Source organism: Sphingomonas sp. SRI_018 (assembly GCF_057586275.1).
This window is the reverse complement of the sequence record NZ_JBYCZO010000001.1, coordinates 2,056,176-2,077,590: the sequence shown is the minus strand read 5'-3', so window position 1 is coordinate 2,077,590 and position 21,415 is coordinate 2,056,176. Positions and strand designations below refer to the sequence as shown.

Here is a 21,415-nt window from a genome sequence, read left to right as displayed (position 1 = left end):
AAGGATAGCAGTATAATCCCTAGTGAATAAGTAGGAAATAAAGGGCGGGACCTAGCTCAGCTTTCAACCATCGTCGGCGAGTCCGTGCCGAAGGCGGCGCGCCGGCGCATCGCGGCCTGCAGCGGACGCGGATCGACCCAGCGGGCGATGTCCACCGGCTCCTCCAGAAAACCGTGCAACCACAGGAAGTTGGCTTGCGTGCCGAGCATCCCGATCCGGTCGGCCGAAAGATCGGGATGGAGCGAGCGATGGAAGTCATTGCGATAGGCGGCGTCGACGCCGACGCTGCCGGCGAGCGTCTCCTGCGCCAGGATGTGCTTCAGCCGGGCCAGGTTGGTCGAGGCCCAGTCGGCGGCGCGGAGGGTCTGCTCGAGGAAGCGGACGACGAGGTCGAAGTGATGCTCGATCATATGTTCGTGCACGGTGATCGGGCGCGGCGTGCCGTTGTTCACGCGCGCGAGCCGGCTCGGATAGGCGTCGAGGTCGATGCCGATCGACAGACCGAGCCGGGCGGCGTTCTCCGCCGCGGCGGCGCCCTTCACATAGACCGCGTCGACTCGGCCGGCGGCAAGCCACTCTAGGCCGAGCCACAGGCGCCGCATGCCCTGTGCGCTCGGCTGTTCCACCGGCGGGGCCGGGACGTCGACCAGTTCCACATCCTCGAGATCGAGCCCGCCCAGCGCCAGCGCGCTGCGGATGCCGTGGAGCGACATACCCCGCGCGATGCTCTCTCCGCGCGTGCGCGCGAAGCCTGGGAGGGCGAAGCGTAGCCCCTTGAGGTCCGCCGGCGCCATGATCCGCGTGTCCGGGCGGATCATGATCGCCTGGCGCTCGTCGATCCAGGTGAGGCCGATCACGCGCGTCGGCGCGCCCAGCGCCCGCGCGGCGAGCGCCTGGATGTTGCCGCCTTCGCGGAAGAGATAGCGGGCCTGGCGCTCCGGATCGGGCGCGACGAGGTTGAGCCCGCCCTCGCGGACGCGCTTGACCGCGATGCCGTCGCGCCCGAACTCCTCGGTCATCCAGCCGAGCGACCAGGCGACGCCCGATGCCGCTGGGACGGGACATCGCGTGATCCAGATGCAGTCGGGCGTGTCCTCATCCAGTGCGGCGGCGCATCCGGACATCCGATCCGTCTCCCTTTCATTGGCGAGGCTAGGCGCCAGCAAAGGATTGAGCAAAGGACGTGCCAAGTCGTCGGAGGCTGATCGGCTCATACCCCTGTCGCCCGGACCGCTGCATTTCGCGCAGTTCCATGCGGCGCGCTGCTTCGAATTGCGCAGTGAAACGGCCCCCCAACGCCTGGTTCCGGCTTCCCGCTCTGGGGCCCGCGCTTGGCACGTGAAGTGCATCGTGCCGGCGGAAAGGAGCCTCACGACGTGGCAAATCCGAAATCGCGCAGCCTGTGGATCGGTGCGGTCGTCCTCGCCCTGGTCGCCGCTGCGGTCGCGTTTCAGTTCCTTGGCCGGGACCGGGCCAGCGATCCGCCCAAGACCGTGACCATCGCCGGTATCGCCTATCCCTACGAAGGACGGCAGGTCTACAACGGACTGACCGGCGTGGTCATCGAGCAGGGCTGGCTCAAGTCGGAGCTGGCGAAGCGCGGCGTCGAGCTCGCCTTCACGCCGGTGCCGACCGCGGTCGGCGGGCCGCTGATCAACGAGGGTTTCTCCGGCAAGCGGATCGATTTCGCGGGATACGGAGACTTCCCGGCGATCATCGCGGTGTCGGGGGGCGTACCGCTCAAGCTGGTCGCGCCGATCGGGAGCGGACAGAACTCCTACCTGGTCGTCCGCAACGGCCTCGCGGCGAAGAGCATCGCCGACCTCAAGGGCAAGCGCATCGCGCTCCACCGCGGGCGGCCGTGGGAGCTGCCCTTCTCCAAGCTGCTCGACGCCAACGGGCTGAAGCTCAGCGATTTCACCATCGTCAACATCAACCCCGCCGCCACGCCTGCGGCGCTCGCCTCCGGCAACGTCGACGCGGCCTTCCTGCTGTTCGACGGGCTGCTGCTCGAGCAGAAGGGGATCGGCCATGTGATCTGGTCGACCAAGCAGGCGCCGGCCGACTGGAAGATGCGTGCCGAGCTGTTCGGGCGCGGCGATTTCGTCGACGACAATCCGCAGCTCACGCAGCTGGTGGTCGATGCCTATGTCCGCGCCGCCGCCTGGTCCGCGCGCGAGGAGAACCGCGCCGAGGTGATCCGCGATGCCGCACGCGGATCGGTGCCCGAGGAGGTCATCGCCAGGGACTATGCGGAGTCCGGCATCCCCTGGCGGGATCGCTTCTCCCCGCTGTTCCGGCCCGAGGTCGCGGAGCATTACCGTGCTGCCGCAGCCTATGCCTATGACCGCGGGCTGGTGCGCAGCAAGATCGACGCCGACCGGCTGCTCGACGACCGGTTCGTCACCCGATCGCTGCACAATCTGAAGCTCGAAGGCTTCTGGAACGCGCCGGCCGCGTCGGCGGTGGCGGCAAGGACGGACTCGTGACGGCGCGCTCCGCGTTGATCGCGCCGCTGGTCCTGCTCGCGCTGTGGCAGCTTGCCTGCCTCAGCGGCGTGTTTCCGGCGCAGGTGCTGGTGCCGCCGAGCGAGGTGGCGCGCGCGCTCGCCTCGCTCGCCGAAACCGGCGAGTTGCAGCGCCACATCGGTGAGAGCATGTTCCGGCTGGCGCTGGGCTTCGCGATCGGCGCGTCCGCCGGCCTCGCCTTCGGGGCGGGCATCGCCTTGTCGCCGCTGGCCGAGGCCGCGCTGGCGCCGCTGTTCCTGGCGCTGTGGCAGGTGCCGGTGATCGCCTTCGTGCCGATGCTGGTGATCTTCCTCGGCATCGACGAGCCCTTCAAGGTGGCGGTGGTCGCGCTCGCCGCGTTCTTCCCGGTGGCGCTCGCGACCTTCGACGGCGTGCGCGGCGTGCCCCGGGCCTGGTTCGAGGTTGCGCGGGTCTATCGCCTTCAGCTGCCCGACCTCATCCGCCGCATCCTGATCCCTGCGACCGTGCCCGCCGTGCTGACCGGGCTGCGCGTGGCGCTGACCCGCGCCTGGGTGGTGCTCGTCGCCGCCGAGCTGCTCGCGGCCGACAGCGGGATCGGGCAGATGATGGAGATGGGCCGCCAGCTCTTCCGCATCGACGTGGTGCTGGCGGGCGTGGTGGTGAGCGGGCTGATCGGCTTCGCGCTCGATCGCGGCGCCAAGGCGATCGAGCGCCGCGCGACGCGGTGGAGGACGGCATGAGCGCCCTGCTGTCCCGCCGCTGGGCGCGGGTCGCGATCGGGCTGGCGGCGCCGGCGCTGATCCTCGCCTGGTGGCAATGGCAGGCGACCTCCGGCGACGCCCGCGCGCTCGCCTTCGCGCCGCTGGGCTCGATCGGATCCGCCTTCGTCGAGCTCGCCGGAAACGGCTTGCTGTTCCTCGACATGTTCGCGACATTGTCGCGCAGCCTGACCGGGCTGGCGATCGGGGGCACGCTCGGCATCGCCACCGGTGTCGCGATGGCGGTCTGGCGTCCGCTCGACCGCGTGCTCGGCCCGCTGCTGCACGCGATCCGGCAGGTGCCGCTGATCGGCTGGCTGCCGCTGCTCGGCCTGTGGTTCGGCACGGGGCGGGGGACCGAGCTGATCGTGGTCAGCATGTCGGCCTTCTTCCCGTCGATGCTGAACAGCTATGAGGGCGTCGCCAATGTCGAGCGGCGCTATCTCGACGTCGGGCAGGTCTATGGCTTCACGTCCGTGCAGCGTTTCCGGCTGATCCTGCTGCCTGCGGCGATGCCGCTGATCCTGACCGGACTCACCCAGGCGCTCGCCTTCTCCTGGATCGCTTCGATCGCGAGCGAGCTGCTGCTCGGCACCGGCGGCGGACTGGGGGTGACGATGCAGCTCGCGCAGATGCAGCAGCGGCTCGACATCATCCTGGTCGCGATCATCGCCACCGCGCTGCTGGGCTTCGTCATCAACCACCTCTTCCGCCGCCTCCGCGCGCATCTGCTGCGCTGGCAGGCGGCGCCCCTCTGACCGGGAGACCATGATGTTTCAGGAAGCCCTGCCGAAACCGGCCGCCGAGGCGCCACCTGTACCGCGCGGCGCGCTGTCGATCACCGATCTCCATAAGAGCTTCACCATCGGCGGCACGCCGCGGCCGGTGCTCGAGGGCATCAACCTGACAGTCAAGCCCGGGGAGTTCGTCAGCATCGTCGGCGCCTCCGGATGCGGCAAGTCGACGCTGCTCCGGCTGATCGTCGGGCTCGATCACGACTATGGCGGCGAGATCCGCCTCGACGGCGAGCGGATCGCCACCACCAGCCTCGATCGCGGCATCGTCTTCCAGGACCATCGCCTGTTTCCCTGGATGACGCTCGAGCAGAACATCGAGCTGGCGCTGCTCAACACCGGCACGCCCAAGGCGCGCCGGGCGCAGATCGTCGCCGACCATATCGCGCTGGTGAACCTCAAGGGGTTCGAGCAGGCCTATCCGCACCAGCTCTCGGGCGGCATGGCGCAGCGCGCGGCGATCGCCCGCGCGCTGGTGACCGCGCCCAAGCTGCTGCTGCTCGACGAGCCGCTCGGCGCGCTCGACGCGCTGACGCGGGTGCATGTCCAGAACGAGCTGCAGCGCATCTGGATGGCGCAGCGCTCGGCCATGCTGATGGTGACGCACGACGTCGAGGAGGCGCTCTACCTCGGCGACCGCGTGGTGGTGATGGCGCCGAGCCCCGGCCGCATCCGCCGGATCGTCGAGGTGAACCTGCCGCACCCGCGCGAGCGCGGCGCGCCGCTGCTCCACAAGCTCAAGGACGAGATCCTCGCAGAGCTGACCGCGACGCCAAGCGATCCCGCCAATCTCGTGCGCCTGCCGGCGCGGGAGGAGCGCTGATGGCGCGTCGGCCGGATCATCCCGTCGAGCCGCTGTTCGTCGACCGCTGGTCGCCGCGCAGCTTCACCGCGGAGCCGGTGCCTGATGCGGTGCTGCTGAGCGCGTTCGAGGCGGCGCGCTGGGCGCCGTCGGCATCGAATGCGCAGCCGTGGCGCTTCCTGATCGCGCGCCACGGCGACGCGCATTGGGAGGATTTCGTCGGCCTGCTGGCGCCGCGCAACGCGCTCTGGGCGAGCCGGGCGTCGGCGCTGATCGTGGTGCTCTCGGTGCTGCAGGTCGAACGGCGCGGTGAGATCGTGGCGAACGTCTCGCACAGCTTCGATACCGGCGCGGCCTGGACGAACTTCGCGCATCAGGCGCTGCTGCTCGGCTGGCATACCCATGGCATCGGCGGCTTCGACCGCGCGGCCGCACGCGAGCGGCTCGCGGTGCCAGAAGACCATGCGGTCGAGATGATCGTCGCGCTCGGGCGGCTGGGGAGCCTCGATACGCTCCATCCCGAATTCCACGCGGGCGAGAGCCCCAGTGGCCGCCGGCCGCTCGACGAGACGGTGTTCGCGGGCCGACTGGGGCTGCCCGCCTTCGCAAGCGAGAGGAACGCGGCATGACCATCCACAGCTATTGGCAGATCGACGTCGCCGAGGAGCCGGCGCGGTCGGAACCGAGCGCGCGGCCGCGCGGGCCGACGCTGTTCCGCGACGTGCGGACACCGACGCTGAACCGCTACGACTATTACGCCCAGATCGCGCAGGCGGCGGCGCAGACGGCGTTCGATGGCGTGTTCCTGCCGCATCGGCCGCAATCGGACGACAGCCGTATCGTCGCGGCCGCGATCGCGCGCGAGGTGCGGCGGATCACGCTGATCGCGGAATTTCCAGCCTGGTCCGGCTCGGCGGTCTATGCCGCCAAGCAGGCGGTCAGCTTCCAGCGGGCGGCGCACGGCCGGCTCGGCTGGGCGATCGCGCCGTCGGCCGATCCCGTCGTCCGCGCCCGCGACGGCGATCACGTGCCGGAGGACGAGCTCGTCGAACGGATCGAGGAACTGCTCGAGGTCGCGCGCGGCGTCCATGGCGAGCGGCCCTATTCCTTCGCCGGCAGGCATTTCGAGGTGCAGGATGGCGGCTTCGACGCGCCGCTCAACCGCGTGGCGTTTCCCCGCGTATTCCTCCAGGGTGAGAGCGAGGAGGCGCTGGCGCTGTCGGCGCGCGCCGCCGACGTGCACCTCTTCGCTGCGGCACCGCTGGCGAAGCTCCGGGCGCTGGTCGAGACGCTGGACACGCTGGCGCTGAGGGAGGGTCGGTCGGTCGCCTTCGGGCTGATCCAGCCGGTGCTCGCCCGCGAGGATCAGGACGAGGCCCGGGCGGACGCGAACCGCATCGCCATCGGCGGCGACGCGATCGTCGGCACCTATGACGAGGTGGCGGCGCGGCTGGCCGAGCTGGCGACGCTCGGCATCACCCATTTCGTGCTGACCGCGCCGTCCTCGCTCGAGGAAGCGTATCGCATCGGCCAGCATGTCCTTCCCCGCTTCCATGCGCTGACCGAGCGCGTTCCCGCTGCTGCCTGAGGTGTCCCATGACGATCGATTTCTACTGGCGACTGCCCACCCACGGCTGCCACGGCAGCATCCGCCACGGCGCCTATGATCGCGGCGACTGGTCGCCGCTCGGCCCGCACAACATCGCTCCGGGGCTCGACCGTGACGGCGAGGACGACGGCTTCCGCTACATCGACCATCTCGCCGAGATCGCCAAGGCGGCCGAGAGCGCGGGTTTCATCGGCGGGCTGATCCCGTCCTTTCCCAACACCGACGATCCCTGGGTGATCTCGCCGCTGCTCGCGCGCGAGACCCGGAGCTTCCGCTTCATGATCGCCTTCCAGCCCGGCTTCCTCAATCCGGTGCACGCCGCGCGCATGTCGGCAAGCCTGCAGCGGGCGACGGGCGGGCGCACCGTCTTCAACATCATCACCGGCGGCGGCGGCCCGGCCCAGCTCTGGTGGGGCGACAGCTTCAGCCACGACGACCGCTATGGCCGCACCACCGAGTTCCTCGATGTGTTCAAGGGTGTGTGGAAGGGGCAGGGCTTCTCCTACCGGGGCCGCTTCTACCAGGTCGAGGATGGCGGGCTCTCGCCGCTACTGGCGCTGGAGGAATTGCCGGAAATCTGGTTCTCGGGCTCGTCGGAGGCGGCGCTGCAGTCGGCGGCGAAGCACGCGGATTACTATCTCTCCTGGCTCGAGCCGTTCGACCAGCTGGCCGACAAGTTCGCGCGGGTGAAGGAGCGGACCGCGGCGCTCGGCGGCGAGCAGAAATGCGCGGTCCGCGTCGATCTCGTCGCCCGGCCGACCGAGGAGGAGGCCTGGCGCGACATCCGCATCGGCTTCGAGAACGTCGGCGACGAGCGCCGTCGGGCCAGCCGCGGCGGCCCCACGGATTCGGTAGGGGCCGCGCGTCAGCAGGCGCTCAGGCCGAGCGAGGCGCAACGCTATGAGGATTTGATCGTGGCGCCGAACCTGTGGGGCGGGTTCAACCTGCTGCGCGGCGGCCCGGCGCTCGGCATCGTCGGCAGCTACGAGCAGTGCGCGGCGAAGCTCGACGAGCTGATCGCCCGCGGCACCGACGCCTTCATCCTCGCCGGAACGCCGCATCTGGAGGAGGCCTACCGCGTCGGCGAGGAAGTGCTTCCCCTGCTCGGCGGCCAGGCGGAGGCGCTGCTGCAGGCGGCGGAGTGATCCGCGGCGCTTGAACCGTCGTCCGGCTTTTACCGGAACGACGGTTAATTTGAGCTGGATCGCGCCCTAGAGTTTGATCCATCTGACTTGAAGCAGCTGTTCCCCGGCGAAGGCCGGGGCCCAGTTGCGAGCGGTTCGAGACTGGGCCCCGGCCTTCGCCGGGGAACAGATTCAGATTGGCCGAATCCGACCCTAGAACCGCACGATCACCGACGCGCCATAGGTGCGCGGATCGCCCCAGTAGACGGCGTCGCCGGTGATCCCTTGCACGGGATTGGCCTGTGGCAGCGCGTGGTTGCGATAGTCGGTGTCGAGCAGGTTGTTGACATAGGCCGAGACGGTGTAGCGCTCGTCCGGCGACGTATAGGTGATCCGCGCGTTGGCGATCGTGTAGCCGGGCTGGGTCAGCAGGTAGCGGTTCGCCGTATCCTGCGGCGTGATGTAGTAATATTGCAGCGAGGTATAGCGCGCGTCGGCGGCGAACTCGAGATCGCCGCTCCCGCCCAGCGGCACCGTGTAGCTGGCGCTGCCGTTGAGCGTGAGCTTGGGCGCGCGCACGAACCGGGCGCCCGACAGGTCGGCGCCGCCGTTCACCACCTGCAGCTCGTCATATTTGGTGTCGAGGATACCGACCGCGCCGCTCAGCTTCAGCCGGTCGACCGGCGTCGCCTCCAGCTCGATTTCGGCGCCGTTGACGTGCGCCTTCTTCGCGTTCTGCAGATAGGAGACGGTCGCGCCGCCCACCGCGCCGGGGTTCGGGCCGACCACGTTGATCTGCACGTCGTCATAGTCATAGTGGAACAGCGTCGCGTTGAAGGTGAGGCGCTTGCCGAACCACTGCGACTTGTAGCCGAGCTCGAACGAATTGAGCTTCTCCGGTTCGACCGCGAGCAGCGCGGCCGGCAAGGTCGCCGCGGTGTTGAACCCGCCCGATTTCACGCCGTGCGCGAACTTGAAGTAGAGCAGATTGTCGTCGTCGACCTTCCACGCCGGCGTCACGTCGTAGGTGAAGGCGTCCCAGGTCTTCCTGAGATCGCCGGAGAAGGTGCCGGCACCGCCGAAGCCGCCGGTATAGCTGTCCCACCAGCGCGCATAGTTGCTCCAGCCGGTCGCTGCCGCGCTGGGCGAGGCGAGGCGGTCGAGGTCGAGCGTCTTGGTCTCCCGCGTCCAGCGCGCGCCGAGCGTCAGCTTGAGCGCGTCGGTGAAGGCGAAGGTCGTGCTGCCGAACGCGGCGCCGCTTTCCGCGCGATGGTCATAGGCGGTCCAGCTGTAGGCGGCCGGCGCCGTGCTGCCCGGCTGGGCCGGCACCGATCCGGCGGGCAACGTCGCCGAATAGGCGTCGGAGACGATCTTCTCGTTGAAATAATAGGCGCCGAGAATCCAGCTCAGCCGGTCCGACTGGGGCGAGGCGAGGCGCAGCTCCTGGGTCCACTGGCTGCTGCGCGCGCGGGTATAGGAACGGGAAATCTCGAGCGGCGTATAGTCGTTGTCGCCCGGCCCGCGGGTCTTGAACCGCTCATAGCCGGTGATCGCGGTGAGTGTCAGGCCGTCGCCGATCGTCCAGTCGAGATGCAGCCAGCCGCCGAGCTGGTTGCTGCGGCTGTATTCGCCCGCGTTGGTGCTGATCTCGTCCTTGTCCGTGGACGGGGCATAGCCGTTCCGCACCACGCCGCTGGTAAGGTAGCTGGCCGTGGTCCAATAGGTGCCGTCGGTGCGATAGTCGCGGTAATGGACGCTCAGCAGCGCCTCGAAGTCCTTGGCCGGCGCGAACAGCAGCTGCCCGCGGAAGACATTGTCGACGACGTGGTTCGACTTCTCGCCAGTGAAGAGATTGGTGAAGCGGCCATCGCGGTCGTCGAGGTGGAAGGAGAGGCGCGTCGCGAGCACGTCGGGCACGAGCGCGACGCCGACGCCGCCCTCGGCAATCTTGTTGTCGTAGCTGCCGTAGTCGAGCTTGACGTAGTTGTCGTCGCTGCCGCCGGTGAGGGACGGGCGTTTCGAGATCACGTTGATCGCGCCGCCGGTGGTGTTCTTGCCCCACAGCGTGCCCTGCGGGCCGCGCAGCACCTCGACCCGCTCGATGTCGAACAGCGGCAGGCCGGTGGCGCTCGCATTGCTGATGTAGACGTCGTCGAGGTAGAAGCCGACCGGGTTGGCGAGGTCGAGCTGCTGCTGCCCGGCGCCGACGCCGCGGATCCACCAGCGCGGGCGCCCGTGCTGTTGCGTGCCGGCGGAGGCGTTGGGCACGAGGTTCAGCACCTCGCTCGCCGAGCGGCCGATCCCGCCGACGCTGAACGTGTCGCTGCCGAGCGCGGTCACGGCGGTCGGCACGTCCTGCAGCCGCTGCTCGCGCCGTTGTGCGGTCACCACGATGTCGCCGCTGGCGGCCGCGCGGGCCTCCTCGCCTTCGCTGCCTTCCGCCGGCCTTGTTTTCAGCGGATCATCGTTGGCGGTGTGCGCGGGAGAAGGGCGGTCGGCCGGAAGCGACACGGCAAAGGCCGGAGTCGCCATCGCGAGCACGAACGCGAGAGCACTCGTCTGGGCCAGGGCGACGGACGCGGTTCGGGTCGGTAGCTGTGACAAGTCGGAAATCCCCCGATCGACTGGCGGCGAGATGCGCGCCGTGTTCGTCGACGGGATCGCAAGTGACGTGCCAGACGGCCGGCGATGCCGATTTACGGCCGCTCCGCCCCGAAACCGGGCGGGCGATGACGGCCACGCACACCGATGCTGATGCGATCGCAGCATCTGCGGTCACCGGCTTGCTGCTTCTGCAACAGTGTTCGCCTCGGGAAAGCGCGTCGCCGGATACGGGCCACAGAGGGATGCTAGGCCGGCATCTGGCGAAGCACCGCCGCGACGCGATCATTCTCGCTCCGCTGGCCGATGGTGATCCGGATCCAGCCGTCGAGCGGCGGAAAAGCGCGCGCGATCTCGATGCCCGCGGCGGTGAAGGCGGTACGATAGCGCTGCGGATCGGGCGGAGCGAAGAAGACGAAATTGGCGCGGCTGTCGCTGTGACGCAGGCCTCGCTCGTCGAGGATCGCGGTCAGGCGCTGCCGCTCGGAGACGACCGCCGCCCGGACCGAGGCGACATGCCGTTGATCGGCCAGCGCGGCGGCGGCCGCTGCCAGGGCAGGGCGGCTCAGCGAATGCGGCGCGCCGATGCCGGTCTTGCGCAGCCCGTCGGCCAGCGACGCCGGTGCCAGCGCATAGCCGATCGGCAGACCGGCGAGCCCGTAGATCTTGGCCAGCGTGCGGAACACCAGCACGTTGCGTCCCTCGCGCACATGGCGGACGGCGCTACGTGCGGCGAAGTCGTCATATTCGAGGTAGGCCTCGTCGACGACCACCAGCGTCCGTGCCGCCGCATCGGCGATGAACCGGTGGAGCGTGGCGGCATCTCCGACGGTGCCGGAGGGATTATGCGGATTGACCAGCGACACCGCCAATGTCCGGGCATCGATCGCCCGCGCCAGCGCTGGCAGGTCGTTCTCGAGCCTGTCGTCGAGCGGCACCGGCACGGCGACACCGCCCAGCGGCGCGGCGAAATCGACGAGCTCGGTATAGCCCGGCGCGGAATAGGCGATCCCGCCGCCCTGATGTTGACGCGCCAGATAGGCGCCGAGCGGCGCCAGCACTTCGCCGACCACCACCTGCTCGGGGGCGACACCCTCCAGCGTTGCGATTTGTCGGGCGAGCGTATCGACCTCAGCCTGGTCGACGTAGCGCTCGATCCCGGTCGTGGCGCGGGCGATCGCCGGTGCGACCTGAGGCGAAGGTCCGTATGCGTTTTCGTTGAGCGACAGGCGTATCCGCTCGCCACCGGCTGGCCGTGCCGCCGCCGGGGCAGCGGCGAGGACGGCGGCGCTCATCGCCAGCCATTCGCGGCGGTTGAGAAGGGGCATGTCCATCAGAAGCGCACTCCGGCTCGGACATAATAGAAGGCGCCGCTGAAGCCGAACGGCGAGAACTCGCTGTAGGGGAAAGCACCGAACGTGTCGGCGCCGGTCAGCGCCGGGGTCGAGCGGATGTTCTCGGTCGGATAGACGTTGAACAGGTTGTTGGCGCCGACGGTGACCGCGAGGTGCGGGTTCACCTGTCCGGTGAAGCTGAAGTCCGTCACCCATTTCGCCTTGAGCCGCTGGATCACGTCGACGTTGCCGGCCGCGCCGGATTCGGTGGGCACGGTGCGGTAGGGTGTCGAGCCCGCGGCGATCAGCGCGAGGTTCGCCACCGACTGGTTGGTGAGCGCAACCTGCTCGACTTCGCCGTAGCGAGTCGCGCGCACGTCGAAGGTGATCGCGCCGAGCCGGAGATTGGCGCCGAGCGCGACCTTGTCCTGCGGCTGGCCGTACTCGACGCGCGTACGTTCGTTGATGTCGAACAGCGGCGTGGTGATGCCGAGGGCGGTGATCTCAAGCGGCGTCGCGGCGATCCGGCGGATGCGCGTCTCGTTGTGATTGTAGGCGGCGCTGAGCCTGAGGTCGGCCGAATCCCCCAGACGCGCCCGATAGGCGACGGTGACGTCGACGCCCTGGGTGCGCGTATCGACGGCATTGGTGAAATAGCGCACGCTGGTGACGCCCGGGATGCCGATGCTGGCGAGATAGTCGCGCAGCCGCCGGCTGCCGGGCGCATCGACATAGTTGGACGAGAGCACGATGCGGTCGTCGATGTCGATGTGGTAATAGTCGACCGATGCGGTGAGCCCGCCGCCGGCATAGGTGAGGCCGCCGCCCCAGTTGGTCGACTTCTCCGGCCGCAGCGGCTCGGCGCCGAGTGCCTGCGCCAATGCCGAACCGACCGGGGCGGTGCGGACCAGCACGAATTCCGGGAAGCCGGTCGAATTGTTGACGATGGTGCGGCTGCTGGTCGAGCTGAAATACTGCTGCGCCAGTGCCGGTGCGTGGAAGCCGGTGCCGACCGACCCGCGCAGCGCGAACCCGGCGGGCAACGCGATCCGTGTCGAGGCCTGGCCGTTCCAGGTGTCGCCGAAGTCGCTGTAATCCTCATAGCGGCCCGACAGGTCGATCTCCCACCCGCGCACCAGCTCGGTGCCGAGCTCGGCGAACAGACCGATCGCGTGGCGGTGAACGTCGACGACGTCGCCCGGCTGGATGCCGGCGAAGCCCTGCGATCCGATGGTGGGCACCGCGCCGGCATTGGGGCCGTCGAGTATGCGCTCCGGTCCATAGGCATAGCTCGCCGGCTCGCCCGCGCCGATCTTGTAGCCGTCGCGGCGATACTCGGCGCCGACGGCGAAGCTGAGCGGTGCCGCGAGCCCGACCTCGAACGCCCTGGAGAGCGTGAGGTCGCTCGTCCATTGCGAGTTCTCGTACTTGCCGTTGTAGAAGCGCGTCGGGCTGGCGGTGCCGAGCGTCGCGTTGAGCGTGTTCTCGGTACGGTATTCGATGCTGTTGCCGCCGTAGACCGTCGACAGGTCCCATTTCCACCCGGCGACCTCGCCGCGCAGGCCAAGCGCTGCCGAATAGTCGGTGCTGCGCGTGTTGACGAACGGCAGGAAGCCGTCGGGATAGATGGCGCGGACGTTCTCGTCCTGGCCGGGCCGGCGGAACGAGGCGTTGGAATGCGCCTTGCTCACGCGATAGCCGCCGAAGCCATAAAGCTCGACGGCGCCGAGCGGCTTCTCGAGATTGACGATCACCGAGGCGTCCTTGAGGTCGCCCTCGTCGGCGAAGCGCCAGACGTTGCGGTCGACGCTCGCCTCGCGCGGGTCGAGCCGGGTGCCGGCGACGCCGCCGGGCGGATTGAGGCCGATGCCAGCGCCATAGCGCGCGGAAAGCGGCTGAGGCGTACCTGTCGGCGAGGTGCCGAGATAGAATTGGCGCGTGTCCGGCCGCGCCCGGTTCGCCGCCTCGTGGTCGCGGTAATAGCCGGTCACGTTGACGAATCCATCGTCGCCGAGCTTGAGCCCTCCGCCCAGCGAGAATTCATAAGTGTCGCCCCCGCCATCATAGGTCGACCCGGCGCTCGCCGTCGCATGCAGCGCGGTATCCTCGCGCAGCAGGATGTTGATGACGCCGGCGATTGCGTCGGAGCCATATTGCGAGGAGGCGCCGTCGCGCAGAATCTCGATCCGGCCGATCCCGGCGGCGGGAATCTGGTTGAGATCGGTCGGCACCGCGCCCTTGCCGATGGTGCCGCCGGTGTTGACCCAGGCCGCGGTATGCAGCCGCTTGCCGTTGACCAGCACCAACGTCTCGTCGGGCGAGAGGCCGCGCAATGACGCGGAATGGATGTGGGTGTTGCCGTCGGGCGTGGTCGGCGTCGCAAAGGCGAAGGACGGCGCGAGCTGGCGCAGCACTTCCGTCGTCTCCTGATAGCCGGAGGCGCGCAGATCGTCGCCGCGCAGTAGGTCGATCGGCACCGGCGACGTCGTCACGGTGCGCTCGCCGAGCCGGGTTCCGGTGACGACGATCTCTCCGTCACGGCTATCGTCCGGCGCCGTTTCCGCCGATTGCTGCGATCGATCGGCCGGTGAGCCCGGCGCCGACTGCTGCGCCAGCGCCGGCGCGGGGCCGAGCAGGGTGCCGGCCAGGAGCAGGAATTTCATCGCCATGTCTGTTCCCCTTCAGATCAACGGGACAGACGCGCCGGTTTGCTTTCGTGGACGCGCGGTTCCGACCCGGTTCGAACTTTCGACGAGGCTCGACACCGGGTGTCCGCCCGCCCACCGATCTCCTGCCGTGGGCAGCAGGCCGGTAGGGCAGCAATATTCCTAGTTTTTAAGTATGAATTAGAAGAAATGCTTCGGCGGTAGCAAGCTGGGCTGAAGGGATATCGGAATCGCGCTTACGTCGGCGCGGACGTGGGTTGGGCTGTCACGCGTTCAGCGAACCAAATAAAAGTCGACTATCATAACTATGGTGCGGACGGCGGGACTCGAACCCGCACTCCGTGACCGGAAAGGGATTTTAAGTCCCGTGCGTCTACCAATTTCGCCACGTCCGCGCATAGCTTCGACCGGAGCGCGTGGCGGCGCCCGCGTCAACCCGCCGATCACTATTTGATATTCCGACCCCGCCTTCCCGATCGTCATGCCGGACTTGTTCCGGCATCCACTTCTCCACGAAAACTGACGGTGAGGTTCCAGCCCGAACCTTGAAGTCGCCTTGCTGCGCGGTGGACCCCGGAACAAGTCCGGGGTGACGAATGGCGGGTCAGGTTCTCTGCAATCCGCCCTAGCTCGAATCCGCCTCACTCCATATTGAGGCGCGCGCGCATTTCCTTGCCCGGCTTGAAATAGGGCACCCGCTTGGCCTCGACGCTCACCGTCTCGCCGGTGCGGGGGTTGCGGCCGGTGCGGGCGTCGCGCGCACGGGTCGAGAAGGCGCCGAAGCCGCGCAGCTCGACGCGGCCGTCGGCGACGAGGCGGTCGACGATCTGATCGAAGAAAACGTCGACGATCTTCTCGATGTCGCGCACCGACAGGTCGGCGTGATCGCGGGCGAGGAGCTGGACGAGTTCGGATCGGATCATTCTACCCCCCGGGGCAGCGGCGACACGCGCCGCATTTAGCCTATCCTACGCGAAACGCACGGCTTTTATCAACCGTTGCGACACGTATGTCGGGCCGGGGCGACACGGATGCGCCGCCCCGGCCAGACCCCTTACTTGGTTTCGCTGTTGCGAGCCTTCAATGCCTCGCCGAGGATGTCGCCGAGCGACGCACCCGAATCCGACGAACCATACTGGGCCACCGCCTGCTTCTCCTCGGCGATCTGCATCGCCTTGACCGAGAAGGTCGGCTTCTTCGAACGATCGAAGCCGGTGACCATCGCGTCGAACTTCTGCCCGACCTGGAACCGCTCCGGGCGCTGCTCGTCGCGGTCGCGGCCGAGGTCGGTGCGCTTGATGAAGCCGGTCGCGCCGTCGTCGCCGACCTGGACCTCGAGGCCCGCGTCACGCACCTCGAGCACCGTCACGGTGACGATCTCGTTCTTGTTGACGCGCGCACCGCCGGCGGCCGCCGGGCTCGGCACGCCGCCGCGCTCGAGCTGCTTCATGCCGAGGCTGATGCGCTCCTTGTCCGGCTCGACCGCGAGCACGACCGCCTGCACGGTCTCGCCCTTACGGTGCAGGTTGAGCGCGTCCTCGCCCGAGATGCCCCAGGCGATGTCGGACATGTGGACCATGCCGTCGACGTCGCCGTCCAGGCCGATGAACAGGCCGAACTCGGTCGCGTTCTTGACCTCGCCCTCGACGGTCGAGCCGACCGGGTGCGCGGCGGCGAACGCCTCCCACGGGTTCTGCTGCGCCTGCTTGAGGCCCAGGCTGATGCGGCGCTTCTCCTCGTCGACCTCGAGCACGACCACTTCCACCTCCTGCGAGGTCGAGACGATCTTGCCCGGATGGACGTTCTTCTTGGTCCAGCTCATCTCGGAGACGTGGACCAGGCCCTCGATGCCGGGCTCGAGCTCGACGAACGCGCCGTACTCGGTGATGTTGGTCACGCGGCCCGACAGCTTGGCGCCGACCGGATATTTCTGCGCCGCGCCGTCCCACGGATCGCTCTCGAGCTGCTTCATGCCGAGGCTGATGCGCTGCGTGTCGCGATTGATGCGGATGATCTGGACGCGGACGGTGTCACCGATGTTGAGCACTTCGCTCGGGTGGTTGACGCGCTTGTAGCTGAGGTCGGTGACGTGGAGCAGGCCGTCGATGCCGCCCAGGTCCACGAACGCGCCGTAATCGGTGATGTTCTTGACGACGCCGTCGATCACCTGGCCCTCGTGGAGCGACTGGATCAGGCCCGAACGCTGCTCGGCGCGGGTCTCTTCCAGCACCGCGCGGCGCGACACGACGATGTTGCCGCGCTTGCGGTCCATCTTGAGGATCTGGAACGGCTGCGGGATGTCCATCAGCGGGGTGACGTCGCGCACAGGGCGGATGTCGACCTGGCTGCCGGGGAGGAAGGCCACCGCGCCGTTGAGGTCGACGGTGAAGCCGCCCTTGACGCGGCCGAAGATCACGCCGTCGACGCGGTTGCCCTGGGCGAACTCCGCCTCCAGCTTGTCCCACGCGGCCTCGCGGCGGGCGCGGTCGCGGCTCAGCATCGCCTCGCCATTGGCGTTCTCGACGCGGTCGACGAACACCTCGACCTCGTCGCCGACCTTGAGCTCGGCCTTCTGGCCGGGGGCGGCGAACTCGCGGAGCGGCACGCGGCCCTCCGACTTCAGGCCGACGTCGATGATGGCCATGTCGTTCTCGATACCGGTCACGGTACCGATGACCACGCGGCCCTCGAAGCCGTCGGCCTGGCCGAGCGTCTGGTCGAGCAGCGCGGCGAAATCGTCGCGGGTGGGATTGGCGGCAGTTGCCATAAGAAACAGGGTCCTATTCGTTCACGTTTCCGGCCAGCCGGTTGTCTCCGGCGGTCTTTGGGCCGATTCGCCGCGGCGGCCGGATGCCGGTCGCGGCGTCCACCGGGGCGGTTCACACCCGAGCGAGGAAGTCAGGACAAATGCGCAAATGGCGCGGCCAGCGCGACCGGATGCCCGGTCCGCTCCGCGCCTATGCGGGGGATCGGGGCGTCGCCGCCCGTTGCCCCGTCCGTGCCTCCACGAGCGCGATCGCCCGCTGGACGGCGGCGTCTATAGAGAGAAAGCTGGTGTCGAGCAAGACGGCGTCGTCGGCGGGCTTGAGCGGCGCCTGGCTGCGCGTGCTGTCGCGCTCGTCGCGGGCGCGGATGTCGGCGAGCACCTTGTCGAGGCTGACGAAGCTGCCGCGCGCGAGCAGCTCGGCGTGGCGGCGGCGGGCGCGGATCATCGGCGTCGCCTTGACGAACAGCTTCACCTCCGCCTCCGGCGCGATCACCGTGCCGATGTCGCGCCCGTCGAGCACCGCGCCGCCAGGCTGCTGGGCGAAACGCCGTTGCCGCTGCAGCAGCGCGGCGCGCACCAGCGGATGGACCGAGACGATCGAGGCGACCTTGCCGATCCGGTCGTCCTTCAGCCGCTCCTCGGCGAGCAGCGCCTCGTCGAAATCGGTCGAGGCGACGGCATCGGCCTCCTTCTCGGGATCGAGCTCGTTGTCGAGCACGGTCGCCGCCACCGCGCGATAGAGCAGGCCGGTGTCGAGGTGCGGCAAGCGGAAATGACGTGCGAGCGCGCGCGCGATCGTCCCCTTGCCCGAGGCCGCAGGCCCGTCGACGGCGATGATCATTGGTCGAGCCACCGCGGATCGGCGCCGAGCTTCGTGGCGGTGGCGACGAAATCGGGATAGCTGGTGGCGATCGGGCTCGCGTCGTCGATCTCGATCGGCCGCGCCGACGCCATGCCCGCCACGCTCATGCTCATCGCGATGCGGTGATCGAGCTGCGAGGCGATGCGGGCGCCGCCGGGGATCGGCTCGCCGCCGGTGCCCTCGATCGTCATGCCGTCGGGAAGCTCGGCGACGCGGGCGCCGTTGGCGGCGAGCGCTTCCGCCATCGCCGTGACGCGATCCGATTCCTTGACGCGCAGCTCTTCGGCGCCGCGTGCGACCGTCGTCCCCTCGGCGAAGGCGGCCGCCACGAACAGCACCGGATATTCGTCGATCATGCTCGGCGCGAGCTCGGGCGGCACCTCGATGCCCTTGAGCCCGACATGGCGCACGCGCAGGTCCGCGACGGGCTCGCCGCCGACGACGCGCGCATCCTGCTCGGCGATGTCGGCGCCCATCAGCCTGAGCGCGGTCAGCAATCCCGCCCGGGTCGGATTGAGCCCGACGTTGCGGATGACGATGTCGCTCCCCGGCACGATCGACGCCGCGACCATCCAGAAGGCGGCAGAGGAGGGGTCGCCCGGCACCACGATGTCCTGGGGCCTCAGCTCCGCCTCGCCGGTGATGGAGATCACGCCGTCCTCGACGGTCAGTTCCGCCCCGAATCCCTTGAGCATCCGCTCGCTGTGGTCGCGCGTCGGCACGCGCTCGATCACCCGCGTGATCCCCGGCGCGTTGAGCCCGGCGAGCAGCACCGCCGACTTCACCTGCGCGGAGGCGACCGGCAGCTCGTATTCGATCGGCACCGCCGGGCAGATCCCGTGCACCATCAGCGGCAGGCGGTCGCCCGGGCTCGCGGTGAAGTCCGCCCCCATCTGGGAGAGCGGCGCGATCACGCGCCCCATCGGGCGTTTCGACAGCGACGCGTCGCCGATGAAGGTGGTGGTGATCGGATGGCTCGCGACCAGCCCCATCAGCAGTCGCGTCGACGTGCCCGAATTGCCCATGTCGAGCGCGCTCGCCGGCTGCAGCAGCCCGCCGACCCCGACGCCGTGGACGCGCCACACGCCGTCGTCGCCGCGCTCGATCGTCGCGCCCATCGCCTGCATCGCGGCGGCGGTGGCGAGCACGTCCTCGCCCTCCAGCAGCCCTTCGATTCGCGTCTCGCCGACCGCGAGGCTGCCCAGCATCAGCGAGCGGTGGCTGATCGACTTGTCGCCGGGAACGGTCACCGTTCCACTGAGCGGACCAGAGGCGGAAATCGAAAGCGGACGGGGAAGGGAGCCGTGCATCGGCCGCGGCTTTTGACAGCGCGCTTGCGCTCTGGCAAGGCGCGCCCCAACTTCGTGGGTGATACCCCGAAATCCCCTTTTTTGTGAGTGAGGCGAAAGCGATGGTGAAGCCCGAGTGGGGCACGAAGAGGACGTGCCCGAAGTGCGGCACGCGGTTCTATGATCTCGGCAATGACGAGCCCGTCACCTGCATCAACTGCGGCGTGGCGTGGGAGCCGGAGCCGATTCTCAAGTCCAAGCAGCCGCTGCCGTTCGAGGCGGTGAAGACCGACAAGGCCGAGGGCGAGACCGCGGATGCCGATCTCGGCGCCGAGGATCTGGACCTGGAGGTCGACGAGGAGGGCGAGGCGAGCCCGGACGACGACGTCGATCTCGGCGGCGACGACGACCTCGGCGTTCCGACCGGCGATGAGGACGAGGAAAGCTGATTTTCGGCAGCGGTCGCGACCCTGTTCGCGACCGCTTGCCAAACCCGCGCGGCCCGCGTAGAGGGCAGCGCCTTCCCGGGGTGTGGGGCCGTAGCTCAGCTGGGAGAGCGTCGCAATGGCATTGCGAAGGTCAGGGGTTCGATCCCCCTCGGCTCCACCATTTCCCGTAAGCAGTTGAAAAGCTGCTAAAACCACGGAAAACCTAGGCTTTTTACAGGCGACTGTTACATTTGTAATAGGACGCAGAAGCCATGTGTACGTACCTCGCCAAGCGCGGATCGACCTACTATTTCCGCCGTGTCATCCCTGTAGAATTGCGCTCGGCCCTAGGTGGCAAAGCGGAGTTCATGCTGTCGCTCCGAACCAAGGATCGGGAGCAGGCAAAGCGGCTGATCCCTGACAAGACCAAGGAAACCGACCGGCTTCTGGATGAGGCTCGGCGGCGATCCGGTTCCTCCGTGCTTGCTAATCTCCTGTCAGCTTCGCAGTCCGCTCGGGGGCTCGATCCGTTCGCAGGGATGTCGCAGGAGGCAATTGATCGGCAGCTAAATCACGAAGCCGAGGAAGCGCGGCTGGCCATCGCTGAGGACGATGAGTGGGAGAAGGCGGCCGAATGGGAAGCGGCCTTGCCGCCCGATCATCCCGCCGCGCGGCTCCTGCGTGGGGCTCGGCAGGATGTGAGCGAGCTTCAAGGCAGATACGATCGCAGGAAGGCTCGCGACCTTCGAAAGGGGATGCCCGCAAAATCGCCCGGAGAGGCCGCACAGGGCGCGTCCGCAAAGCTGGCCGAGGAAATCCCCGGCGTCATGCTGGACCCCACCATTGTCGATCTGTGGGCGGCTGAGCGAAAGGTCGTGCAGAAGGGGATCGATACCCACCGCAGCGTCGTGCAGTGGTTCTATGAGCGGGTGGGCAGGAAGGCGGTTGACCAGATTACCCGCAAGGACGTGCTGGCTTTCAAAGACAGCCTGATTGCCGACAACACCCCCGCGAACACCAACATGAAGCTGTCCCGGCTTCAGACCCTTCTCCAATGGGCCGAGGACAATGACTATCGCGAGGGCAACCCCGCCAAGGGCGTTCGCGTGCTAAATGCGGATGCCGCGAAAAATAAGCGCAAGCCCTTCGACATCGGATCGCTCAACGCGATCTTTTCCAGCCCGGTCTATTCCGAGGGCCTGCGGCCGACGCAGGGCCGGGGCGAGGCGGCATATTGGCTGCCGCTGTTGGCTTTGTTCACCGGAGCGCGCCTTGAGGAGCTAGGCCAGCTTCGCCCTGTGGACGTGCAGCAAGAGCGTTATCCCGACGATACCGGCGAGGAACGCTCGGCGTGGTTCATCCATATCCGCGAGGACGATGAGGATAATCTAAAGCTCAAAAACGCGGCCAGCGAGCGGGTGGTGCCCATTCATCCCGAGCTAGAACGGCTTGGCTTCGTAGGGTTCGTTGAAGCCGCGAAGAAGGCGGGGCAGGCGCGGTTATTCCCGCTGCTCAAGCCGAACATCTATGGACGGCTGACAGCGAAGTGGGGCGAATGGTTTGGCCCGTATCTCCGCAAGACGGTCGGCATTACCGATAAGCGACTGGTGTTCCACTCGTTCCGCCACACCTTCAAGGACTATGCGCGCCATGCTGGCGTCGTTGAGGGTGTCCAGCGGCAGATAATGGGCCATAGCCCCGGTGACGTGGCGGACGAATACGGCAGCGGGTATAGCTTGCATCAACTCGTGGAGGGAATGAAGCTCTACAAAGTGCCGGGCCTCAAGTTGCCCGCGTGATTGGTGGCGGCGAGTTTCGCTCCGCAAAGCATGGATTTCGCTATTACAGTTGCTCTGTCGGAGTAGTATCCAACAGCCTAAATGTGCGGTCGA

Annotated in this window: 17 protein-coding genes and 2 tRNA genes; 10 read left to right on the top strand and 9 right to left on the bottom strand. The window is 68.1% G+C overall.

The features are described from left to right. Positions 1–56: 56 nt before the first annotated feature. Entirely contained in the window at positions 57–1,124 is a 1,068-nt protein-coding gene (locus AC2YHA_RS09655) for an ABC transporter substrate-binding protein (RefSeq protein WP_487401316.1), read from the bottom strand. Between the two features lie 252 nt (positions 1,125–1,376). Here AC2YHA_RS09655 and AC2YHA_RS09650 point away from each other — a divergent pair, with 252 nt between their 5' ends. The 7 genes from AC2YHA_RS09650 to AC2YHA_RS09620 are packed head-to-tail and all read left to right on the top strand — an operon-like array spanning position 1,377 to position 7,597. Next, a complete protein-coding gene (locus AC2YHA_RS09650) occupies positions 1,377–2,489 on the top strand; it encodes an ABC transporter substrate-binding protein (RefSeq protein ID WP_487401315.1) in 1,113 nt (370 codons plus the stop codon). Beyond that, the gene (locus AC2YHA_RS09645) at positions 2,486–3,229 is read left to right on the top strand and encodes an ABC transporter permease (protein ID WP_233785610.1); all 744 of its coding nucleotides are present in this window, start codon (positions 2,486–2,488) and stop codon (positions 3,227–3,229) included. Before AC2YHA_RS09650 ends, AC2YHA_RS09645 begins: the two co-directional genes overlap by 4 nt. Further along, positions 3,226–4,005: an ABC transporter permease gene (locus tag AC2YHA_RS09640; RefSeq protein ID WP_487401314.1), complete on the top strand. Its 780-nt coding sequence runs from the start codon at positions 3,226–3,228 to the stop codon at positions 4,003–4,005. The genes AC2YHA_RS09645 and AC2YHA_RS09640 overlap by 4 nt, the downstream gene beginning before the upstream one ends. A 13-nt stretch (positions 4,006–4,018) precedes the next feature. Then, a complete protein-coding gene (locus AC2YHA_RS09635; protein ID WP_487401313.1) occupies positions 4,019–4,864 on the top strand; it encodes an ABC transporter ATP-binding protein in 846 nt (281 codons plus the stop codon). Continuing rightward, positions 4,864–5,472 (top strand): nitroreductase family protein, encoded by a 609-nt coding sequence (locus AC2YHA_RS09630; protein ID WP_233785613.1) that lies wholly within the window; start codon positions 4,864–4,866, stop codon positions 5,470–5,472. Before AC2YHA_RS09635 ends, AC2YHA_RS09630 begins: the two co-directional genes overlap by 1 nt. Continuing rightward, positions 5,469–6,431: an LLM class flavin-dependent oxidoreductase gene (locus AC2YHA_RS09625; RefSeq protein ID WP_487401312.1), complete on the top strand. Its 963-nt coding sequence runs from the start codon at positions 5,469–5,471 to the stop codon at positions 6,429–6,431. Before AC2YHA_RS09630 ends, AC2YHA_RS09625 begins: the two co-directional genes overlap by 4 nt. An 8-nt stretch (positions 6,432–6,439) precedes the next feature. Further along, on the top strand, positions 6,440–7,597 hold the full coding sequence (locus AC2YHA_RS09620; RefSeq protein ID WP_487401311.1) for an LLM class flavin-dependent oxidoreductase: 1,158 nt from the start codon (positions 6,440–6,442) through the stop codon (positions 7,595–7,597). A 192-nt stretch (positions 7,598–7,789) separates the two neighbouring features. Here the strand turns inward: AC2YHA_RS09620 and AC2YHA_RS09615 are convergent, their stop codons facing one another. The 8 genes from AC2YHA_RS09615 to aroA all read right to left on the bottom strand — a co-directional run bounded on the left by AC2YHA_RS09615 (position 7,790) and on the right by aroA (position 19,116). After that, positions 7,790–10,180, bottom strand: a complete 2,391-nt coding sequence (locus AC2YHA_RS09615; RefSeq protein ID WP_487401310.1) for a TonB-dependent receptor — start codon at positions 10,178–10,180, stop codon at positions 7,790–7,792. 245 nt (positions 10,181–10,425) lie between these two features. Further along, entirely contained in the window at positions 10,426–11,511 is a 1,086-nt protein-coding gene (locus AC2YHA_RS09610; RefSeq protein ID WP_487401309.1) for a pyridoxal phosphate-dependent aminotransferase, read from the bottom strand. After that, positions 11,511–14,180 carry a TonB-dependent receptor plug domain-containing protein gene (locus AC2YHA_RS09605; RefSeq protein WP_487401308.1) on the bottom strand — a complete coding sequence of 890 codons (2,670 nt, stop codon included), beginning with the start codon at positions 14,178–14,180 and terminating at the stop codon, positions 11,511–11,513. Before AC2YHA_RS09605 ends, AC2YHA_RS09610 begins: the two co-directional genes overlap by 1 nt. A gap of 305 nt (positions 14,181–14,485) precedes the next feature. Then, a tRNA-Leu gene (locus AC2YHA_RS09600) sits at positions 14,486–14,572 on the bottom strand. A gap of 246 nt (positions 14,573–14,818) precedes the next feature. Beyond that, on the bottom strand, positions 14,819–15,100 hold the full coding sequence (locus tag AC2YHA_RS09595) for an integration host factor subunit beta (RefSeq protein ID WP_487401307.1): 282 nt from the start codon (positions 15,098–15,100) through the stop codon (positions 14,819–14,821). 131 nt (positions 15,101–15,231) lie between these two features. After that, positions 15,232–16,944 (bottom strand): 30S ribosomal protein S1, encoded by a 1,713-nt coding sequence (gene rpsA, locus AC2YHA_RS09590; protein WP_233785620.1) that lies wholly within the window; start codon positions 16,942–16,944, stop codon positions 15,232–15,234. A 190-nt stretch (positions 16,945–17,134) separates the two neighbouring features. After that, on the bottom strand, positions 17,135–17,785 hold the full coding sequence (gene cmk / locus AC2YHA_RS09585; RefSeq protein ID WP_233785621.1) for a (d)CMP kinase: 651 nt from the start codon (positions 17,783–17,785) through the stop codon (positions 17,135–17,137). Further along, positions 17,782–19,116: a 3-phosphoshikimate 1-carboxyvinyltransferase gene (gene aroA, locus AC2YHA_RS09580; protein WP_487401306.1), complete on the bottom strand. Its 1,335-nt coding sequence runs from the start codon at positions 19,114–19,116 to the stop codon at positions 17,782–17,784. Before aroA ends, cmk begins: the two co-directional genes overlap by 4 nt. A 101-nt stretch (positions 19,117–19,217) precedes the next feature. Between aroA and AC2YHA_RS09575 the strand changes: the two genes are divergently transcribed. The 3 genes from AC2YHA_RS09575 (at position 19,218) to AC2YHA_RS09565 (ending at position 21,322) form a co-directional block, all read left to right on the top strand. Then, positions 19,218–19,544, top strand: coding sequence for a TIGR02300 family protein (locus tag AC2YHA_RS09575; RefSeq protein ID WP_487401305.1), 327 nt, complete (start codon positions 19,218–19,220; stop codon positions 19,542–19,544). A gap of 84 nt (positions 19,545–19,628) precedes the next feature. Then, positions 19,629–19,704: transfer RNA gene (locus AC2YHA_RS09570), tRNA-Ala, on the top strand. A gap of 91 nt (positions 19,705–19,795) precedes the next feature. Beyond that, positions 19,796–21,322, top strand: a complete 1,527-nt coding sequence (locus tag AC2YHA_RS09565; protein WP_487401304.1) for a DUF6538 domain-containing protein — start codon at positions 19,796–19,798, stop codon at positions 21,320–21,322. The last annotated feature ends 93 nt before the right edge of the window (positions 21,323–21,415 follow it).